This is a genomic window from Leucobacter komagatae (assembly GCF_006716085.1).
Classification (GTDB): Bacteria; Actinomycetota; Actinomycetes; order Actinomycetales; family Microbacteriaceae; genus Leucobacter; species Leucobacter komagatae.
The window spans coordinates 120695-139536 of record NZ_VFON01000002.1 but is presented as its reverse complement, the minus strand read 5'-3'; the positions used below and the strand labels follow the sequence as shown (position 1 = coordinate 139536).

19 protein-coding genes and 1 riboswitch are annotated in these 18842 nt (G+C 69.0%); of the genes, 10 read left to right on the top strand and 9 right to left on the bottom strand.

What is annotated here, in order from left to right:
* Window positions 1-89: 89 nt before the first annotated feature.
* The 3 genes from FB468_RS15455 to FB468_RS15445 all read right to left on the bottom strand — a co-directional run bounded on the left by FB468_RS15455 (window position 90) and on the right by FB468_RS15445 (window position 2437).
* Entirely contained in the window at window positions 90-932 is an 843-nt protein-coding gene (locus FB468_RS15455; protein WP_141888605.1) for a MetQ/NlpA family ABC transporter substrate-binding protein, read from the bottom strand.
* Between the two features lie 72 nt (window positions 933-1004).
* A complete protein-coding gene (locus FB468_RS15450) occupies window positions 1005-1688 on the bottom strand; it encodes a methionine ABC transporter permease (protein ID WP_141888603.1) in 684 nt (227 codons plus the stop codon).
* Window positions 1685-2437 (bottom strand): methionine ABC transporter ATP-binding protein, encoded by a 753-nt coding sequence (locus FB468_RS15445; RefSeq protein WP_141888601.1) that lies wholly within the window; start codon window positions 2435-2437, stop codon window positions 1685-1687. Before FB468_RS15445 ends, FB468_RS15450 begins: the two co-directional genes overlap by 4 nt.
* A 142-nt stretch (window positions 2438-2579) precedes the next feature.
* On the opposite strand from FB468_RS15445, the gene FB468_RS15440 reads away from it, so the two are divergent.
* The 7 genes from FB468_RS15440 (at window position 2580) to FB468_RS15410 (ending at window position 10371) form a co-directional block, all read left to right on the top strand.
* A complete protein-coding gene (locus FB468_RS15440; RefSeq protein ID WP_170219795.1) occupies window positions 2580-3044 on the top strand; it encodes an OsmC family protein in 465 nt (154 codons plus the stop codon).
* Window positions 3045-3132: 88 nt separating this feature from the next.
* Window positions 3133-4191, top strand: a complete 1059-nt coding sequence (locus FB468_RS15435; RefSeq protein WP_141888597.1) for a hypothetical protein — start codon at window positions 3133-3135, stop codon at window positions 4189-4191.
* A gap of 33 nt (window positions 4192-4224) precedes the next feature.
* Window positions 4225-6129, top strand: a complete 1905-nt coding sequence (locus tag FB468_RS15430) for a cell division protein PerM (protein ID WP_141888595.1) — start codon at window positions 4225-4227, stop codon at window positions 6127-6129.
* Window positions 6130-6135: 6 nt separating this feature from the next.
* Window positions 6136-6245, top strand: a riboswitch (TPP riboswitch).
* Window positions 6243-7376 carry a thiamine ABC transporter substrate-binding protein gene (locus FB468_RS15425; protein WP_141888592.1) on the top strand — a complete coding sequence of 378 codons (1134 nt, stop codon included), beginning with the start codon at window positions 6243-6245 and terminating at the stop codon, window positions 7374-7376. Its footprint overlaps the riboswitch before it by 3 nt.
* A gap of 33 nt (window positions 7377-7409) precedes the next feature.
* A complete protein-coding gene (locus tag FB468_RS15420) occupies window positions 7410-9086 on the top strand; it encodes an ABC transporter permease (protein WP_246055992.1) in 1677 nt (558 codons plus the stop codon).
* Complete coding sequence (locus tag FB468_RS15415; protein WP_342777262.1) at window positions 9083-9787, top strand: ABC transporter ATP-binding protein; 705 nt, start codon at window positions 9083-9085, stop codon at window positions 9785-9787. The genes FB468_RS15420 and FB468_RS15415 overlap by 4 nt, the downstream gene beginning before the upstream one ends.
* A complete protein-coding gene (locus FB468_RS15410) occupies window positions 9784-10371 on the top strand; it encodes a nucleoside/nucleotide kinase family protein (RefSeq protein ID WP_211359197.1) in 588 nt (195 codons plus the stop codon). Before FB468_RS15415 ends, FB468_RS15410 begins: the two co-directional genes overlap by 4 nt.
* Window positions 10372-10567: 196 nt before the next feature.
* On the opposite strand, the gene FB468_RS15405 is transcribed toward FB468_RS15410, so the two are convergent.
* Window positions 10568-11362, bottom strand: a complete 795-nt coding sequence (locus tag FB468_RS15405) for an SDR family NAD(P)-dependent oxidoreductase (RefSeq protein ID WP_141888591.1) — start codon at window positions 11360-11362, stop codon at window positions 10568-10570.
* Window positions 11363-11443: 81 nt separating this feature from the next.
* On the opposite strand from FB468_RS15405, the gene purN reads away from it, so the two are divergent.
* The 3 genes from purN to FB468_RS15390 all read left to right on the top strand — a co-directional run bounded on the left by purN (window position 11444) and on the right by FB468_RS15390 (window position 14235).
* On the top strand, window positions 11444-12067 hold the full coding sequence (purN, locus tag FB468_RS15400) for a phosphoribosylglycinamide formyltransferase (protein WP_141888589.1): 624 nt from the start codon (window positions 11444-11446) through the stop codon (window positions 12065-12067).
* 48 nt (window positions 12068-12115) lie between these two features.
* Window positions 12116-13780 (top strand): bifunctional phosphoribosylaminoimidazolecarboxamide formyltransferase/IMP cyclohydrolase, encoded by a 1665-nt coding sequence (purH, locus tag FB468_RS15395; RefSeq protein ID WP_141888587.1) that lies wholly within the window; start codon window positions 12116-12118, stop codon window positions 13778-13780.
* A gap of 104 nt (window positions 13781-13884) precedes the next feature.
* Window positions 13885-14235 (top strand): hypothetical protein, encoded by a 351-nt coding sequence (locus FB468_RS15390; RefSeq protein ID WP_141888585.1) that lies wholly within the window; start codon window positions 13885-13887, stop codon window positions 14233-14235.
* A 120-nt stretch (window positions 14236-14355) separates the two neighbouring features.
* On the opposite strand, the gene FB468_RS15385 is transcribed toward FB468_RS15390, so the two are convergent.
* From FB468_RS15385 to FB468_RS15365, 5 genes are all read right to left on the bottom strand, one after another.
* Entirely contained in the window at window positions 14356-14766 is a 411-nt protein-coding gene (locus tag FB468_RS15385; RefSeq protein WP_141888583.1) for an META domain-containing protein, read from the bottom strand.
* 28 nt (window positions 14767-14794) lie between these two features.
* The gene (locus FB468_RS15380; protein WP_141888581.1) at window positions 14795-15517 is read right to left on the bottom strand and encodes a hypothetical protein; all 723 of its coding nucleotides are present in this window, start codon (window positions 15515-15517) and stop codon (window positions 14795-14797) included.
* Entirely contained in the window at window positions 15514-15867 is a 354-nt protein-coding gene (locus FB468_RS15375) for a PadR family transcriptional regulator (RefSeq protein WP_141888579.1), read from the bottom strand. Before FB468_RS15375 ends, FB468_RS15380 begins: the two co-directional genes overlap by 4 nt.
* A 312-nt stretch (window positions 15868-16179) precedes the next feature.
* Window positions 16180-17703: an aldehyde dehydrogenase (NADP(+)) gene (locus FB468_RS15370; RefSeq protein WP_141888577.1), complete on the bottom strand. Its 1524-nt coding sequence runs from the start codon at window positions 17701-17703 to the stop codon at window positions 16180-16182.
* A 101-nt stretch (window positions 17704-17804) separates the two neighbouring features.
* On the bottom strand, window positions 17805-18827 hold the full coding sequence (locus FB468_RS15365) for an agmatine deiminase family protein (RefSeq protein ID WP_141888575.1): 1023 nt from the start codon (window positions 18825-18827) through the stop codon (window positions 17805-17807).
* Window positions 18828-18842 lie beyond the last annotated feature (15 nt).

The window sequence follows — 18842 nt, the reverse complement described above, 5'->3', positions numbered from 1 at the left end:
GCCGCAAAACACATCATCCTCGCTCCAGCACATGCTTTTGGGGCGAAATAGCGTGTGCCGAAGCGAGGATGGTGTGGTTGAGGTACAGCCTAGAACGCCGCGGGAACCTCGTACTTCTCAAGCACCGCGCGCACTTCGTCGCTGTGGAACGCCTTAGCGAGGGCTTTCACCTCGGGGGAGTCCTGGTTGTCAGCGCGGCTGACGAGAGACACCGCAAACTGTGGATCCTGCTCCACGGCGATCGCGTCGTCGCCTGGGACGAGGCCGAGCTGACGCGCGAACGTGCCGTGCAGGAACACGCCATCGGCCTCAGGGTATGCCGCGTTCAGCTGCATGAGGTCGACCTCAGTGAACTTCAGCTTCTTCGGGTTCTCCGTGACATCGGCGACGGTCACATCCCACTTGTCGACCTTGGGGTCGAGCTTGATGAGGCCTGCGTCTGCGTACATCTGGAGCGCCCGCGCCTGGTTCGAGAGGTCCTGCGGCACGACGATGTGACCGTTCTCCGGGATGTCAGCCATGCTGTCGTGCTTGCTCGAGTAGGTGCCGACGACGGTGAGATAGACAGGCTCGACCGCGACGAGTGAGGCGTTGTTGCCAGCGTTGAACTCCTCCATGAACGGCGGATGCTGAACGAAGTTCGCGTCAAGCTCTCCGGCAGCGAGCATCGTGTTGGGCTGCACGTAGTCGGCGACCTCGACGAGCTCGATCGTGTAGGGCGCCTCAATCGCCTCGGCCGCGGCCAACACAACGTCTGGCATCGGGGTGGTCGTGGCAGCGACCTTGAGCACCCGCGGTTCTGCGGGCGCAGCCCCGCCATCGCCCGAGTCAACCGTCGGGCCGCTCGCGCAGCCCGCGAGGGCGAGCGCGCCTGCGGCGAGGGCAGCCGCGGCGGCCACCCGAATCGTACGGGTCTTGTGGGAGCGGATCATGATGTGCATCCTTCCTGATGCTGATGAAACTGATGAAGCCTGAATCTGGGGGGGAAACTGATACCGCCGCGCCTAACGCTTGTCGAGCGCGCGTGACACCCTGTGGCCGAGGGCCTGGAGTAGCACGACGCAGGTGACGATGAGCAGGATGGTGAGGTACATGAGGGTGAAGTCGTAGCGCTGGTAGCCGTACCGCATAGCGAAGTCCCCGATACCGCCACCGCCGACGACGCCAAGCACCGTCGAGTACGACACGAAGCTCACCGTCGCCGAGGTGAGCGCGTAGACGAGGCCCGACCGGCCGTCGACGAGCAGGAAGCGGAAGACGGTTTGCGGCACCGTCGCGCCCATCGCGGCCGCCGCCTGCCACAGGCCACTCGGCAGCTCGAGGAGGATCTGCTCGGTCAGTCTGGCGTAGATCGCGACGGCGACGAAGGCGAGCGGGAACGTGGCCGCGACGGTGCCGAAACTTGTGCCGAACACGAGCCGAGTGAGCGGGATCATAAACACAACGAACAGCAGGAACGGGAACGATCGCACGACGGTCACGTAGAGGTCGGCGACGAGCCAGACCTTGTGGTTCTCCAGCAGACCACCGGCGCGGGTGAGCGTGATCGTGACCCCGAGCGGCAACCCGATGAGCACCGCGAACACGATCGAGGCGAGCACCATGTACCCCGTCTCGGCCATCGCCGTCGCGATCTCGGCGCCGTGCTCGCCGAACACGCGGCCGAGTTCCGAAATGATCGCGTTCATGCCGTGAGCTCCGCGCGCACGTGCTCGAGGTAGCTGTCGCCACGAGCGGCAGCGGCCGCGGACACGGGGAGGATCTCGCGAAGCCTGCCCGCCTCGAACACCGCCGCGGTGTCGCAGATCGCCTTCACTGCGTCGAGTTCGTGGGTCACGAGCACGATGCTCGTGCCGAACTCGTCGCGGGTGTCGCGCAGGAGCCCGAGTATCTCGCCGGTCGTGTGGGTGTCGAGCGCCGAGGTCGGCTCGTCGCACAGCAGCAGCGTCGGGCTTGTCACGAGCGCGCGGGCGATCGCGACGCGCTGCTTCTCCCCGCCGGAGAGCTGCGCTGGAAAGTGAGCCATGCGGTCTGACAGGCCAACAAACTCGGCGAGCTCGTCCACGCGCCGGTGGTTGCTCTCGCGCTGCAACTTGAGCGGGAGCGTGATGTTCTGGCGAACCGTGAGGTTTGCGACGAGATTGAACGACTGGAAGACGACACCGATGCGCCGCCTCGTCTGGTTCAGCTCGCGCTTCGTGAGCGTCGCGAGGTTTACGCCGTCGAAGAGCACGGTGCCGCGCGTCGGGTGGTCGAGCCCGTTCATGTGGCGAAGCAGCGTCGACTTGCCGGCGCCGCTCTCGCCCACAACGCCGAACACTGACTCGCGCGGTACGTGGAACGTGACGTCCTCGAGTGCGGTGACGGCGCGGTCGCCGTCGGCAAACGTGCGGGTGACGCCCTGGAACTGGATCGCGGGGAGCTGCGAGTGAATCATCGCGTGAGCATTCGTGCTGGTCTGGCCTTCGAAGGGGGACGCGGTGGCAGGGAGGTCGCGGCCGTGGCGTCGTCAAACGTTATTCTTGGATCCCGTCTAACATATGGGTAAGGTGGTGAAAACGCAACCGAAGGAGCCCGCTGTGTCACTCACGCCAGCGCAGACCCAGGCCAACACCAGCCCGGCGCTATTTACGGCAGTCGCCCACAATCTCACCGGCGCGACCGGCGAGAGCTGGATCGACGGCGGGCTCGCCGTGCGCGTCGTCTCCCCGCTGGGCGGTCAGCCCTCCCGCTCGCCTGCGGGGTCAGGGGCGGCCCCGACGAACCCCGAAGAACTGCTCGCCCTGTCGTGGGCGACCTGCCTGAACGCCGCGGCTCGCGTCGTTGCGGGGCCCGGCGTGGAAGTGGCAGCCCGGGTGAAAATCTCGCTGCATGAGCGCGCGGGCGACGGCTACGAGTTTGCCGGTCACGCCGTGCTGACGTTTGAGGGCAAATCGGGCGGCGAGGCCGACAGGCTCGCCGCTGCCGCGCACGCCCGCTGCCCGGTGTCGCGCATGCTCGCCGGCGGCTCGACGGTGACGGTCACCGCCGCACACGGCGAGTAGCCGCCCGGCAGGGGACAACAGAGGCCTGCCGCGGTCACACGGCGCAACACACCGGCGGGAACTGCGCCTCGTCGGCGATACTTGACCTATGAGCGAGCAGCACACGGTCCAGGGAGCCCACCTCGTGGGAAGCATCAACTTCGACGACGCGGAGACGACGTTCAGGGTCGCCGCCGAGCACCTCGGGCCGTTGCTCAAGCGCATCCCCGACGGTGAGGTGGGGGAGCGGTTCCACTGGATCCTGTTCCAGGCCGACAGGCTCGGGGAAGCCGACGGCATCGAGCGCGTTGGGGACACGCCGATCCCGCTACGCATGCTTGATATCCGGCCGGTGAAGCTCGCCGAGGGCGTGACCGCGGATGAGGTCCAGCTACCACCGCTCGGGTACGCGGCTGCGGCCCTCGAATCGTGGGCAACATTCTCTGAGCTCAAGGCCGCGGGGGTCATCCCAGCTGAGACCCGCTTCCAGGTCTCGCTCCCGACGCCGCTCGGCGTCGTCGCGAGCCTCGTAGCCGCGAGCGACCGCGAGGCGTTCGAGCCGCTTTACGAACGCGCGCTCGCCGCAGAGCTCGCCGAGATCCTGCGCACGATCCCGCACGGTGAGCTTGCGGTGCAGTGGGACGCCGCGCTTGAGTTCGCGATCCTTGAGGGACTCACCGGGTTCACGGGCGAACGGTACGAGTGGTTCTCCGACCCGTGGGCGGGCACCGCCGAGCGGCTCGCCCGCCAGATCGACAGGGTTCCCACTGACGTCGAGGTCGGCGTTCACCTCTGCTACGGCGACGTCGCCGAGAAGCACTTCGTCGAGCCACGCGATGCAGAGCACCTCACCCGCTTCGCAAACGCGGTGCTTGAGCGGAGCGCGCGCGGACTCACCTGGCTCCACCTGCCCGTGCCTATCGAGCGCGACGACGCCGAATACTTCGCTCCGCTCGCGGCGCTGAGCCTGCCCGCGACGAGCGAGCTCTACCTCGGGCTCGTACACCGCGAGGACGGGGCAGAGGGGGCGGGCCGGCGCATTGCTGCGGCCGCGGGCGTCCTTGAGCGCGACTTCGGCGTGGCGACCGAGTGCGGCTTCGGGCGCGCCCCCGAAGGCACAACCGTCCCGCTGTTCGAAGCGCACCGCGCGGTGGCCGCAAGCTGGTAACCCGCGCGTCATCGCCGGGTAGACTTTCGGACGATGAGAGCAATACTGACCGGGATCGTCGCGACGATTGAGGCCATCGCGGTCGCGCTGGCGTCGTTGGTCGCGGTCGCAGCCTATGCGTTCCTCGTCTGGTGGCTCGCGTTTGGCCTCGCGGCTGAACCCTCGGCGGTGTTTGGCGGCGCGGGGGCCGCGTGGCTGCTCGCCCACTTTTCGCCACTCGCGGTGGGTCTCTCGGCCGAGGTCATGCAGGTGCTCGGCTTCGCGCCAGAGCCGCTGCAGTTCGCGATCTCGCTCGCGCCGCTCGGGATCACGGCCGTCACGGCCGCCTTCGCTGGTCGCGCCGGGTGGCGCTCAGCCGCGCGCGGTGGGGCTGGCGCCGCGGGCGTGCTCGGAGGCGCGATCGGGTTCGGGGCCGTTGCCGCGATCCTGCACGCCGTGATCGCCCACTCGGGCGACGTGACCGTCGCCGTCGGGTGGGCGGCGTCGGCCGGCGCGGCCGCCCTCGTGTGGGCGGTTCCCTCGGGCGTCGCGTACACCGTGCGCGCCGCGCGCGACGAGCACGGGTGGTGGCTCGCGGCCGTCGGCGCCGTCGAGACCTGGCTCGGACGAATCGGGATTAAGGGCCCCGCGGCGTTCCCGCACCGCGCGGGCCAGGCCTTCCGACTCGCAGCGATGTTGCTTGCTGCCTACGTCGGCCTCGCGGCCCTCGGACTGGCCCTAGCGCTACTCACGCGATTCGCGCTCGTGATTGCGGCGTCAGAGGCGCTGCAGCTCGACCTGTGGGGCACTGTGCTCATGTTTGTACTGCAGGTCGCGCTCTTCCCGGTCTTCGTGATTTGGAGCGGGGCGTGGCTCACGGGCTCAGGCTTCGCGGTGGGAGTCGGCAGCTCGGCGTCGCCGTTCGGGCAACTGCTGGGACCCATGCCGGGCATCCCCGTGCTCGCCGCGATTCCTGACGGCTGGGGGAGCGTCGCGGTGATCGCTCCGTTGCTGCTCGTGCTCGCTGGCCTCGCTATCGGCATCGCGCTCGGAGAGACCGCCCGCCGCCAGTCGCTCGCGGTGGTCGCATCCCAGGTCGTCGCCGCGGCCGTAGTCTCGGGGGGAGCCATCGCGCTGCTCAACTGGGCCGCCCGTGGATCTCTCGGCCCAGGCAGGCTCGCCGAGGTCGGGCCGAACGTCTGGGCTGCCGCGGGTCTCGCAGCCCTGGAACTCGGCGCTGGCGCCATGCTCGGAGCCCTCGCGGCTCGCGCTGACCTCGCCCGGCGGGTCATGGATGGGCCAGCCGAGGTGAAAGCGCGACTGGGGCTCGGCGACGAGCGCCACGAAGTGGCACCCGAGAGCGTGCCCGCTGACGCGGCCGGCGCCGCGGCAGCGCCCGCGTCTGTGGCCGGTGGGTCGGGGGCCGGTTCGTCTGTGGCCGTTGGGCCCGGGGCCGTTGGGCCAGACAAGATCGGCGAGACCGGTGAGCATCTTGCACCGGTGTCGCCCCTCGTGCCGCGCTCGTGGCAGGCTGCCGGGTCGGCGGACGACAGTGACGATCAGCTCACCGAACCCCTCGAGTTCGATGTTGAGGCCGGCCTCGATACTGACTTTGATGCCGACGCGACGGCTGAGCAGCCCGACTTCGCCGCAACGGCGTCGGCAGTGGAGGCGGCGGCGGCCGCGGCTGCGGCGGTGCGCGAGGCCGAACTCTTCGACCAGCACGAGGCGGGCAGAGCCCCAAACAGCACCACAGACAGCACCACTGAGCAGGGCGAATCTGACGCGGGCGGCACGTCCGCCGGTGCTGACAGCCTCGGTGCTGACAGCCTCGGTGCCGACAGCCTCGACCCCGACGCGCTCGTCGAAGCGTACTCGTGGGACGCGGTCGACCTCACGGAGGCACCGAAAGACGAGGGGAAACGGGCCGGCTGGCGCTGGCCGGGCCGAAAAGGCTAGGCTAGGGGAGCAATCCACGGGAGTCCCGACGCGCGGGGCTGAGAGGGAGCACGCGTGCTCCGACCGTTCAACCTGATCTGGTTCATGCCAGCGGAGGAAGGACTCTTCTCGTTATGCGTACTCTCACGCACTCAACCTCGCACGCCCGCTCACTCTCTCGGGCCCTCGGCCTGCTTGCGCTCCCGCTCGCCGGCGCGCTCGCCCTTATCGGTTGCGCCGGCGGCGACCCGGAAGGCGGCGGCGCTAGCACCGGCGGTGACGCGGGGAAGGTCTCGCTCGTCGTCCACGACAGCTTCGTCGACGGGAAGGAGTTCGCGAAGGCCGCGAGCGCCGCGACCGGATACGACGTCGAGGTCGTCACCGCGGGCGATGGCGGCGAGCTCGCAAACAAGCTCGTGCTGACCAAGGGCGCACCCATCGCCGATGCGTTCTTCGGCATCGACAACACCTTCGCATCGCGGCTCATGGAGAACGACGTTGTCGAGTCGCTGCCCGCCGACATCCTGCCCGCGCGGGGCGCGGCGATCGTCGCCGAGCTCGACGGCCAGAAGGCTGAGTCTGCGGAGGTGCCGCTCGCTCCGATCGATATGGGCGCAACGTGCGTGAACATCGACACGGCCTGGTTCGAGAAAGCGGGGCTCGCGGAGCCCGCGACGTTCGAGGACCTCGCCGACCCTAGGTACAAGGATCTCGCCGTGCTGCTCGACCCGACGGCGTCGAGTACGGGCGCATCGTTCATGATCGCGACGATCGCCGCATTCGGCGAAGACGGCTTCGTTGACTACTGGAAGAGCCTCGAAGGGAACGGCGCGCGCGTCGTGCAGGGGTGGACCGAGGCGTACAACACCGAGTTCAGCGGCGTCAGTGAGACGGGCACGAGGCCCATCGTGGTCTCGTACTCGACGTCGCCAGCCTTCACCGTGAACGAGGACGAGACCGCCTCGAACACCCGCGCGCTGCTCGACACCTGCTCGCAGCAGGTCGAGTACGCGGGCGTGCTGAAGGGGAGCGCGAACCCCGAGGGCGCACGCGCGGTCGTTGAGTACCTGCTCTCGGAGGAGTTCCAGTCGGGCATCGCCGACAACATGTACATGTACCCGATCGACGAGGCTGTCGAGCTGCCGTCGAGCTGGGCGAAGTTCGCACCGCTGCCCGCTGCGGGCCAGTCGCACGACCTCACGTCGAAGGAGATCCAGGCTGGCCTCGACGGCTGGCTTCGCACCCTCGGCGACGCGGTCGGCCTCTAGCCGGCACGCGATTCGAACGAGGGGAGAGCCGCCGTGCGCGCACTGATCCGGCGCCCGCTTGGGGCGCTCGGTTGGACGCTCGCGGCGGCGATCCCGCTCTGCTTCGTTGGACTGTTCTTCCTATGGCCGGTCGCGGCGCTCGTCGCAACCGGCCTGACGGACGGTGCTGCGCTTGACCTCGGCGGTATCCCCGAGGTGCTCGGCCTCGACCGCAGCTGGCGCGTACTCGGCAACACGCTGACGCAGGCGAGCCTCGCGACGGCGCTGGCGATCCTGCTCGGCGTTCCCGCCGCCTACGTGCTCTACCGGCTCGAGTTCCGCGGCCGCGGTGTGCTCCGCGCGATTCTGACGGTGCCGTTCGTGCTCCCCGCCGTTGTCGTTGGCGTCGCGTTCACCGCGCTCTACGGGCCGGGCGGTGCCCTCCACTGGCTCGGGCTTGACCGCTCACTCACGGTCGTGGTGCTCGCGCTCGCGTTCTTCAACGTGACCGTCGTCGCCCGCACCGTCGGCGGGTACTGGGCGCAGCTCGACACTCGCCAGGGGCAGGCGGCGCGCACCCTCGGTGGGGGGCCGGTGCGGGTGTTCATGACGGTCACGCTCCCCGCGCTCGGCCCAGCGCTCGCGTCAGCGGCGGCGCTCGTGTTTCTCTTCTGTGCGACGTCGTTCGGCGTCGTGCTGATACTCGGCGGGCGCGAGTTCGCGAACATCGAAACCGAGATCTACCGGCTCACGGTGCAGTTCCTCGACCTGCGGTCGGCGGCCGTGCTGTCGCTCGTGCAGTTTGCCATCGTTACTCTCGCGCTCGGCGTCTCGGCGATCCTGCGCGGGCACAGCGAGCGACCGAACGAGGCACGCAGCGAGGTGCGGCCACCCCGCCGGAGCGACGCGCCGGTCATTGCGGTGTTCGGGGCGACGGTGCTGCTGCTTCACGTCCTCCCGATCGGGGCACTCGTGCGCCGCTCGCTCGCGGGGCCCGGCGGCGTCGGGTTCTCGCTCGAGAACTATCGCGCGCTCGTCGACCCGCCGCCATCGTCGCCGCTGCACGGCTCCGTCTTTGACTCCGCCGCGCTGTCGCTCGGCATCGCCTGTATCGCGACGCTTATTGCGGTCACGCTCGGCATGGTCGTCGCGCTCGTCGTCTCGCGCAGGCCGCGGTCGCGCGCACTCTCGCGGGGGATCGCGGTCTACGACGCGGCGATCATGCTGCCGCTCGGCATTTCGGCGGTCACGCTCGGCTTCGGGCTGCTGCTGACGATGCATCGGCCGTTCGGTATCGGGTTCGACCTGCGCACATCGGTCGTGCTCATCCCGATTGCGCAGGCGCTCGTCGCACTGCCGCTCGTGGTGCGGACACTGACGCCGGTGCTGCGCGCGATCGACCCGCGCACGCGGGAGGCCGCGACGATGCTGGGCGCTTCACCGCTTCGTGTGCTCGGCACGATCGACCTCGCCCTGCTCGGGCGGTCTGCGGGGCTCGCGCTCGGGTTCGCGTTTGCGGTGTCGCTCGGGGAATTCGGTGCGACGGCCTTCCTCGTGCGGCCCGATGCGCAGACGCTACCGGTGGCGATCGCGGCGCTCGTGGCGAACCCAGACCCGGCGAGCTACGGTGCCGCGCTTGCCGCCTCCGTCGTACTCGGTGCGCTCGCGGCTGGGATTATGGTCTTTGCTGAACGCTGGCGTGTTGACGCCGGAGTAGGAGGAAGCTGGTGAGCGCACACAGCGGAGTGGAAGCCGGGGCCGGGGCCGGTGCGTGGGCTGGGGCCGGCGCCGGGCTTGTCGTTGACGGAGCGAGCGTCGCGTACCGGCGGGACGAGCCGATCGTGCGAGACGCGAACTTCGCGGTCGGTCGCGGCGAGGTCGTCGCGCTCCTCGGGCCCTCGGGGTGCGGCAAGTCGACGCTGCTGCGGGCGATCGCCGGGCTTGAGCCCCTGTCGTCTGGAACCGTGCGCTGGGCCGGCGAGGACCTCGCCGGGGTGCCGCCGCACAAGCGCGAGTTTGGGCTCGTGTTTCAAGACGGGCAGCTGTTCTCGCACCGCAGCGTCTCCGAGAACATCGCGTATGGGCTCCGCGTCAAGCGCTGGGCGAGGGCGCAGCGCGACGCCCGCGTCGAAGAGCTGCTGGCCCTCGTCGGCCTGCCGGGCTTCGGCTCCCGCGCCGTCACCGAACTGTCGGGTGGCCAGCGCCAGCGGGTCGCCCTCGCCCGGGCGCTCGCGCCGAGCCCGCGCCTGCTGCTGCTCGACGAGCCGCTGTCGGCGCTCGACCGCGAGCTGCGCGAACGGCTCGCGCTCGACCTCGCATCGCTCCTGCGCGAGACCGGCACCACGGCTATCCTCGTCACCCACGACGAGGGCGAGGCAGCCACGATCGCCGACCGCGTGCTGCGGATGCGCGAGGGGCGGGTCGCCGAGTGAGCGCGCCAGTATCGCCCGAAGCGCTCGCGGGGCGGCTGGAAGCGAGGATCCGGCATCTCGCGGTTGGCGCGCAGGCGACGGCAGGGTGGCCGCGGGTGCTGTTCATTGACGGCAGATCAGGATCCGGGAAGACCTCGCTCGCCGAAACCCTCGCAACCGCCCGTGTAGCCGGGGGAGCGGAGCGCCCCAGAATCGTTGGCATGGACGAGATCTACCCCGGTTGGGACGGCCTCGCCGCGGGGAGCGCGATGGTCCCGGAACTGCTGCGCACTGGACGCTACCGGCGCTACGACTGGTACTCGGAGAGCTTCACGCCCGAGGTGACCCTCGAGCCGGGAGGATCCCTGATCGTCGAGGGGTGCGGCTCGGTGAGCGGCGAGGCCCTCGCCGTGGCTCGCGCCCTGGGCAGCGTTTACACGCTGTGGGTCGAATGCCCCGACGAGCTTCGCCGAGAGCGCGCGCTCGCACGCGATGGCGAGACCTTCATCCCGCACTGGGAACGGTGGGCGGCGCAGGAGGTCACGCACTTCGCCCGCACCCGGCCGCTCGCGCGGGCGAATGAGGTCGTGCACGTGGGGCGGTAAGAGCGCCTGGCTGGCTGCTTGGCTGGCTGGCTGCCTCCGGCGCCCTGCCGGCTTCGCCGCCACGGTCTGGGAACGGCATTCCCTATGCCAAACTTCGCCCGGTCGGGCATACGAAGCGCTGAAGACAGACGCTGTGACGGTGGTGCGGCCGTGACGGTGGTGGCAGGGCAGCGCTGGCTGTGACGGCATGCCGAGGCTAGTGCACCGAGAACCCGCCGTCGACCGCGAGCGACTGGCCGGTGACATAGGAGGCGGCGGGGCTCGCGAGGAACACCGCGGCCCCTGCGAAGTCCTCTGGCAGCCCGTTGCGACCGACCAGCGTGCGGGCTGCCAGCGCGGCGACCATCGCGGGGTCAGAGCTGAGCCGGGTGTTGAGCGGCGTCTGTACGAACCCGGGGATGAGCGCGTTCGCGGTTACGCCCGAAGCCGACCATGCCTCAGCCTGAGAGCGGGCGAGCCCTTCGACGGCGGCCTTCGAGACGCCGTAGGCGCCGCTCGACGCGAACGGCCGGTGCGCCTGCTGTGAGCTGATGTGGATGAGCCGGCCGTAGCCGCGCTCGACCATTCCGGGGGCGAGGCGCTGCCCGAGGACGAACGGCGCCTCGAGGTTCACCGACATCGTCGTATCCCATTCCGTTTCCGTCAGATCAGCGAGGGGCGGGCGGATGTTCACGCCCGCCGAGTTCACGACGATGTCGACCCGGCCGGGCCCCGCGGTGAGGTCGAGTAGCGCGTCGGCGAGCTCGTGCGCTCCGGTTCGGGTCGCGAGGTCTGCGCGCACCCACGAAGCGCTCCCGCCGGCCGCGGCCACGGCGGTGCTCGCGGTGATCTCCTCTGCGGCCTGCTCAAGCTCGCCGATCGTGCGCGCCGCAATGACGACGTGCGCGCCAGCGCCGGCGAGCGCTTCAGCAATCGCACGGCCAATGCCTGAGCTGCCGCCAGTGACGAGTGCGGTGCGGCCGGAGAGCCCGAAGAGGTCCTGAAGAAGCATGTGGGAAGCATACCGCCGAACCCCCTGCGCGCAGGGCCCGATGGCGCGTCCGCACACCGGCACAGCGAGTAGACTGGGCTGGTGTTGAAACTCGCGGTTCTCATCTCCGGTGGCGGTAGCAATCTCAAAGCACTCATTGAGGCAACGAGCGACCCCGAGTTTCCCGCAGAAATCGTCTGTGTCGGAGCCGACACCGCCGCTGCGGGCCTCGCGTATGCGGAGGCTGCCGGGATCCCGAGCTTTGTTGTCCGCCCAGCCGACCACGCGAACCGCGCTGAGTGGGGGGCCGCACTCGCGGCCGGGATCCAGAACCACGGCGCCGACCTCGTCGTGAGCGCTGGCCTGATGCGTATTCTGCCCGCCGGGTTCGTAAGCGAGTTCTCGCCGCGGCTCATTAATACCCACCCCGCTTTGCTGCCGCTCTTTCCGGGCGCCCACGCGGTGCGCGACGCGCTCGCCGCGGGCGCAACCGAGACCGGCGTGACCGTCCACATCATCGACGAGGGCGTTGACACCGGGCCGGTGCTCAGGCAGGCCGTTGTGGCCGTTCGAGCGGGCGAGGCGGAGGCCGACCTGCACGAGCGCATCAAGCAGGAGGAGCGCCCGCTGCTTGTGCGCACCGTCCGAGAGATCGCCGACGGCACGCTCGACCTCGCTGCGGTCGCCGGTGCTGCTGCTGGCGCCGCTGCCGCTGATCTCGCCTAGTACCCCCAGATTTTTCAAACCCCACACCGCACGAATTCAAGGAGCCCCATGGCAGTCCAGAGCCACGACCCGAGCCTGTACGAGCATCGCGACCTCATCGAGGTGAAGCGCGCGCTCATCTCCGTGAGCGACAAGACTAAGCTGCTTGACCTTGCCGCTGCGCTCGCCGCGGCCGGCGTCGAGCTCGTGTCGACCGGCTCGACCGCCGCAACGATTCGCGAGGCCGGCCACGCGGTGACCGACGTCTCCGAGGTGACCGGGTTCGCCGAGGCGCTCGATGGCCGCGTGAAGACGCTGCACCCCGCCGTGCACTCGGGCCTGCTTGCCGACCTGCGCCTCGCTGATCACCGCGCGCAGCTCGAAGAGCTCGGCTTCGCCCCGTTCGAGCTCGTCGTCGTGAACCTGTACCCGTTCGAGCAGACCGTCGCGGCTGGCAAGCCCGCCGCCGACATCGTCGAGAACGTCGACATCGGTGGCCCCGCGATGGTTCGCGCGACCGCGAAGAACCACGCAAACGCGGCGATCGTCGTCTCGCCCGGCCGCTACGACGAGGTCATCGCTGCCGTGCAGGCGGGTGGCACGACCCTCGAGCTGCGCCGCTCGCTCGCAACCGAGGCATTTGTGCACACCGCGCAGTATGACGGTGCCGTCGCGAACTGGTTCCTCGATCAGCAGGACGCGGGCTGGGAAGACGCCCCCGTCGCGGCCGAGGCCGAGGTTTCTGACGAGGACGAGGTTGCCGCGATCTTCGCCACGAGCGAGGGCTACGTCGGGTACGAGGTCTTCGGGCTGCGCGAGTCGGTGCTGCGCTACGGCGAGAACAGCCACCAGCGCGCGGCACTGTTCAGCGAGAACGAGGGCGTCGGCATCGCGCAGGCGACTCAGCTGCACGGCAAGGAGATGTCGTACAACAACTACGTCGACGCAGACGCGGCCCTCCGCGCCGCGTTTGACCACGAGCGCCCAGCCGTCGCGATCATCAAGCACGCGAACCCCTGCGGTGTCGCCGTGGCGCCCGAGGGCGCTGCCGATCCGATCGCCGCGGCACACGAGTTCGCACACGCCTGCGACCCCGTCTCGGCCTTCGGCGGCGTGATCGCTGCCAACCGCGTCGTCACCGAGGGCATGGCGAAAACGGTCTCCGAGATCTTCACCGAGGTCATCATTGCGCCGGGCTTCGAGCCCGAGGCCCTCGCGATCCTTGCCCAGAAGAAGAACGTGCGCCTGCTCGTGCTACCCGAGGGATACACGCAGAACCCCGTTGAGCTCAAGCAGGTTTCGGGCGGCTTCCTCATCCAGGACGCTGACCGCCACTTCGCGCCCGCCGCTGAGTGGACGCTCGCCGCTGGCGAGGCCGCTGACGCAGAGACGCTCGCCGAGCTAGAGTTTGCCTGGCGCGCGAGCCGCGCGGTGAAGTCGAACGGCATCCTGCTCACGAACGGCGGCGCCTCGGTCGGCGTCGGCATGGGCCAGGTCAACCGCGTTGACTCCTGCCGCCTCGCCGTCTCGCGGGCGGGTGAGCGTGCCGCCGGTTCGGTCGCAGCGTCCGACGCGTTCTTCCCCTTTGCAGACGGCCTGCAGGTCCTGCTTGACGCTGGCGTGCGCGCGGTTGTGCAGCCCGGCGGATCCGTTCGCGACGAAGAGGTCATCGCCGCGGCGCAGGCCGCCGGTGTGACCATGTACTTCACGGGCGAGCGGCACTTCTTCCACTAGGCCCGAGGCTGGCGGGGCCCCGCGCCCGCGCCCGGCCAGCCCCAGACGTTCCGGCCGAATGGCCGACACCCACACACATCCGCATATTTGAGGGAGGAAACACCATGGAGATCATCCGCAACATCCTGCTGATCCTGCACATCGTCGGCTTCGCCGGTGTCGCTGGCGCTTCGATCGCCCAGCTGTCGAAGGTGAAGGAAGGCGCCGCGAAGATCTCGGGCGGCATCCTGCACAGCTCATGGCTCATGCTCGCGACGGGCCTCGGCCTCGTCGGCATGATGTACGCCATGGGCGGCCAGCCCGACAACATGAAGATCGGCGTGAAGACGCTCGTGCTCGTCGCGATCATCGTGCTCGCGCTTGTCTTCAAAAAGAAGGAAAACGTCTCGGGCGGCGTGCTCGGCGCCATCATGGGGCTGTCAGTACTGAACGTGGCGCTCGCGGTCGCCTGGTAACCGGCGCCTCGTGGGGCGCGGCTTCTGTGCGGCGCTTCTGAGTGACGCTTTCGCGCTACAAAGCAAGCGGCGGGGTGAGGACTTGATCCTTACCCCGCCGCTTTGCTGTTTGTGCGCGAGCTACTTCGGCGCCGTGAACTCGGTCTTCTTCAGCGAGCCGATCTTCTTGCCGTCTTCGTCGTTGAAGGTGATCTTGTCACCCTCGACAACCGCGGTCGACGCGCCGCTCAGCCAGGTGTCGACGCCCTCACAGAACATCATGGTCGAGGCGAGCGGGCCGAACGTGACCTTGCCCTTTTCTTCCGTCCACGAGCCGTTGACGATGTTGCACCCGTCGGTGCCGAACGCTTTGCCGTCTGCGGTGAAAGTCATTGCGGGCTCACCCTGCGCGTCGAGGGTGCCCCAACTGGTGTCGCCGACAGACGCCGACCCTGAGCACGCGGTGAGAACCAGCGCCGCAGCGCCGAGCAGGGCAGCAGCGGCGGTGCCGCGAAGGGTCCGGGAGCGGGGTGCGGTGCGTGTGTTGATCATACGCTCAGCGTAACCTATTGAATTCCAATCAAGGCCGGGAATCGGCTGTGGGGAGTGGTCGATTTCGAAGACGAAGGCCAAGCCACAGCGCGGTGAGCGGAACGACCACGACGAACATGATGAACGCGCTCGACCACAGTAGGTCGTAGCCCGCGGGCAACAGGGGGTTCGCCGCCGCTCCGGGCGCGGCGCTCGCGGAACTCTGGCCCGGCAAGGTAGCCACCCACAGTACGCCAAGCAGGATCGCCGAGACCGCTAGCGGCCCAGCAATCGCGAGCGCCTTCTCGCTCGTGCGCCAGAGCTTAGTTGTGCCGACGAGGGCGCACCCGATGATCCACCCGACGACCGGGAGGAGGATCCCGCCGACGCCGAAGACGACCGCGGCAGCGGTTGCGTAGCCTCGGGTCTCGGTGAGTGGGCGCGGGGTTGGGTCGGGCTGCGCGGGGGCTGCTGGTACTGGGGGTAGCTGAGTCGCAGGGGAGGCAGTTCGATGATCCTGCCCCTCGTGCCCAGCCTCCGCGGCCGCGCGGGCGACGTCGGCGGGTGCGCCGAGTGCCGCGATGCGGGCACGGAGCTGTTCGCCTTCCAGCCCGACGAGTTCTTCGGTGATGCCTGCCCGGAGTTCGGTCGCGAGCCTGTGAGGCAGCTCGCCGATCGCCTCGTCAAGCGCTGCGAGGTACGACGTGCGGATGTGCTGGGACTCGGCGTGACCGGGTTCGGTCGACGCGCTGTTGCTTTCGTTACTGGTCATGAGGCGAGGCCCTTCTCGAGAATCTCCGTGACATTGCGTGTGAACGGCCCCCACTGCGACCGGAATGCTGCGAGGTGGGCCTCGCCCTCGTCGGTGAGGCGGTAGTACTTGCGAGTTGGGCCGGCGCTTGTGCCCGGTGCGTCATTCTCCTGTTGCTCGAAAGTGACGATCAAGCCGCGGTCTCGAAGCCTCCCGAGCAGGGGATAGAGCGTACCGATGCTCGCGATGAGGCCTCGGTCTGTGAGCGCCGACGCAAGTTCCCAGCCGTACATGGGCTTTGCGGCGAGAAGCCCCAGTGCGCAGAACTCGACGACACCACGACGGAGCTGTGTAGTGACGTCATCTAGCATGTGTGACAAGATAGCATGCGCCGCAAGATAGCGTCAATGGGGAGGAGTGGAGTGTACGGGCGCTCACTGCCCGAAACGCCCCAATTATTCTGGTTGCTCTCAAATACCCCGGGAAGTTGGGGTGCAATCGATCATTTGAGAGACAAGGGCTGAGGTAGAGGCTGGAGGAAGGGACTGGGGTGCGAGAAACAGGCGGAACGCGCCCAGAAACGCCTGTGCGGCCCATCCCCGAAAGGATGAGCCGCACAGAAGGACGCGCAAGCGCCGCAAGCGCTGCAAGCGCCACGCTCAGCGCGCCGCGCGCCACGACGCTTAGCCGCGGTACTGGCTGCCCCAGTCGCCCGACTGGCCCGCGGGCGAGATAGCCTGCGGCAGGCCGAGCGGGTTCTCGTCGCGCAGCGCCTCAGGGAGGAACGCTGCGGGGGTGTTCTGGAACGCGACGGGGCGCAGGAAGCGCTTGATCGCCGAGGTGCCGACCGAGGTGCTCGCGTCGTTGCTCGTCGCGGGCCACGGCCCACCGTGCTGCTGCGCCGGGGTCACGGCAACGCCGGTCGACCAGCCGTTGAAGAGCACGCGGCCGACCTGCTTTGCGAGCGCGGTGACGAGCGCACGCAGCTCGGTGGCGTTTGCGGTCGTGCCCGTCGCCTCGTCAGCGCTGATGTGGATCGTGCCCGAGAGGTTGCCCTCGTAGAACTCGGGCATGAGCGCAGCGAGGTCGGTGCCTTCGGGAGTCTCCACGAGGATCGTGAGCGGGCCGAATGCCTCCTCAACGAGACCCTGGTGGCCGGCTCGGAAGTCCTCGAGCGATACCGAGACGACGGTGGGCGAAGCCCAGCCGTGGCCCGCGTCGTCGAAGCGCACGCCGCCGGGGATAACAGCGGTGACGCCGGGCGTCGCAAGGATCGTGTCGCGGCGCTCGTTGAAGCTCTGAGCGATGCGAGGGTCGAGCAGGCGGTGCTCGACGACCTCGCCAGCCGCGGCAGCAACAGCGGCCGGCAGAGCGGAGCCAGCGGGGACGAAGATGAAGCCGGGCTTCGTGCAGAGCTGGCCGGCGGAGCCTGCGACGCTCGTGAGCAGGCCCGAGGCGATCTCGTCGGCGCGCTCAGCGATCGCGGCAGCGGTGACGAACACCGGGTTCACAGAGCCGAGCTCACCGTAGAAGGGGATCGGGGTGGGGCGGGCCGCGGCGATGTCGGTGAGGAGCCGGCCGATGCCGATCGAGCCGGTGAAGGATCCTGCCTTGATGCGGGGGTCCTTGAGCACAGCGACGCCGGCCTCGCGGCCGTGGATGAGGTTGAACACACCCTCGGGGGCGCCCACCGAGCGGAGCGCCTCGCGCGCAACCTCAGCGGTCGCATCGGACAGCTCGGGGTGGCCCGAGTGTGCCTTCACGATGACAGGGCAGCCCGCAGCAAGGATCGATGCCGTGTCGCCGCCGAGCACGGAGAACGCGAACGGGAAGTTCGAGGCCGAGAAGTTGATGATCGGGCCGAGCGGCACGTGAGTGCGGCGGATGTCGGGGCGCGGGCCGAGCACGAACTCGGGGTCGGCGTAGTCGATGCGGGCATCGAGGTACGAGCCGTCCATGACGGTCTCCGAGAACAAGCGGAGCTGCACCGCGGTGCGGGTGACTTCGCCGTTCAGGCGCGCCTCGGTGAGGCCGGTCTCGCGCATCGCGATCTCGACGAGGCGCGGCTTCGCAGCCTCGAGCGCGTCGCCGAGGGCGACGAGCACGCGGGCGCGCTCGGCCGGGGTGAGTGCCGCGTACGCGGGGGCCGCTGCGGCCGCTCCGGCGACAACGGCTTCGAGCTCGGGGGTGAGAGTGCTCTCGGTCATCTATCGTTCCTTAGGGTGAGGGAGCGTGACGCGCGCGTCGGTGCGCGCCAGCAATCGTCATGTGACATTGTACAGGCTTTGGGTGGGGGCGCACCCCGGAGCTACAGCGCGGGCTGCTGCTGCGTGATGCAGTGGATTCCGCCGCCGCGCGCGAAGAGCGGGCGCGCGTCGATCCCGACAACCTCACGGCCCGGGTAGACGTCGCGAAGCACACCGAGCGCCAGATCGTCGGCCGGGTCGCCGAACGCGCACGCGAGCACGCCGCCGTTCAAGACGAGGTGGTTGATATAGCTGTAGTCGACGAAGCCCTCGTCGTCCCGAAGCGTCTCGGGCGCAGGAAGGTCGATGATGTCGAACTGATCGGAGCGGTCGTCGCGGTACCGCTCCACGACCTCCCGGTTCGCGCGGGCGATTACGTGGTCGGGGTGCGACTCCGCGTCCTGGCGGTGCATGAGCAGCACGTCGGGCGTGGTGAAGGCCGCGAGGATGTCCGCGTGGCCACGGGTGCCGAACGTGTCGTGATCGCGGGTGAGGCCGCGAGGAAGCCAGATGGCGCGGTCGGTGCCGATTGTGCGCGCGAGCTCGGCCTCGACCTGCTCCTTCGTCCAACCCGGGTTGCGACCCGGGTCGAGCTGCACGGTCTCCGTGAGCACGACGCGGCCGGTGCCGTCGACCTGGATCCCGCCGCCCTCGTTCGTCATCTCCGAGTCGATGAGCGTCGCGCCCGCCGCTTCGGCGATGATCCGCCCGATGTGCTGATCCTTATCCCACTCGGCCCAGTCCTGCCCGCCCCAGCCATTAAACCGGTAGTTCACGGCGCCGAGCGAACCGTCGTCGCCGATCACAAAGCTCGGCCCGATGTCGCGCATCCACGCGTCATTCAGGGGTGCGACGAGGCGATCGATCTGGCCCGAAAGGTATCGGGAAGCGATCGCCTCGTCGCCGGGGTTCACGACCACGGTGACCGCCTCGAACTCGCTCGCGGCGTTCGCGACGGCGGCCCAGGTCGTGCGCGCCGACTCGACCTCCGCCTCGGTGTCGCCGAGCGTGTAGCCCGAGGTCGGCCACGCGAGCCAAATGCGCTCCTGCGCGTGGCCCTCGATAGGCATACGCCATGTGGTCATCGGTGATCCCCCTGT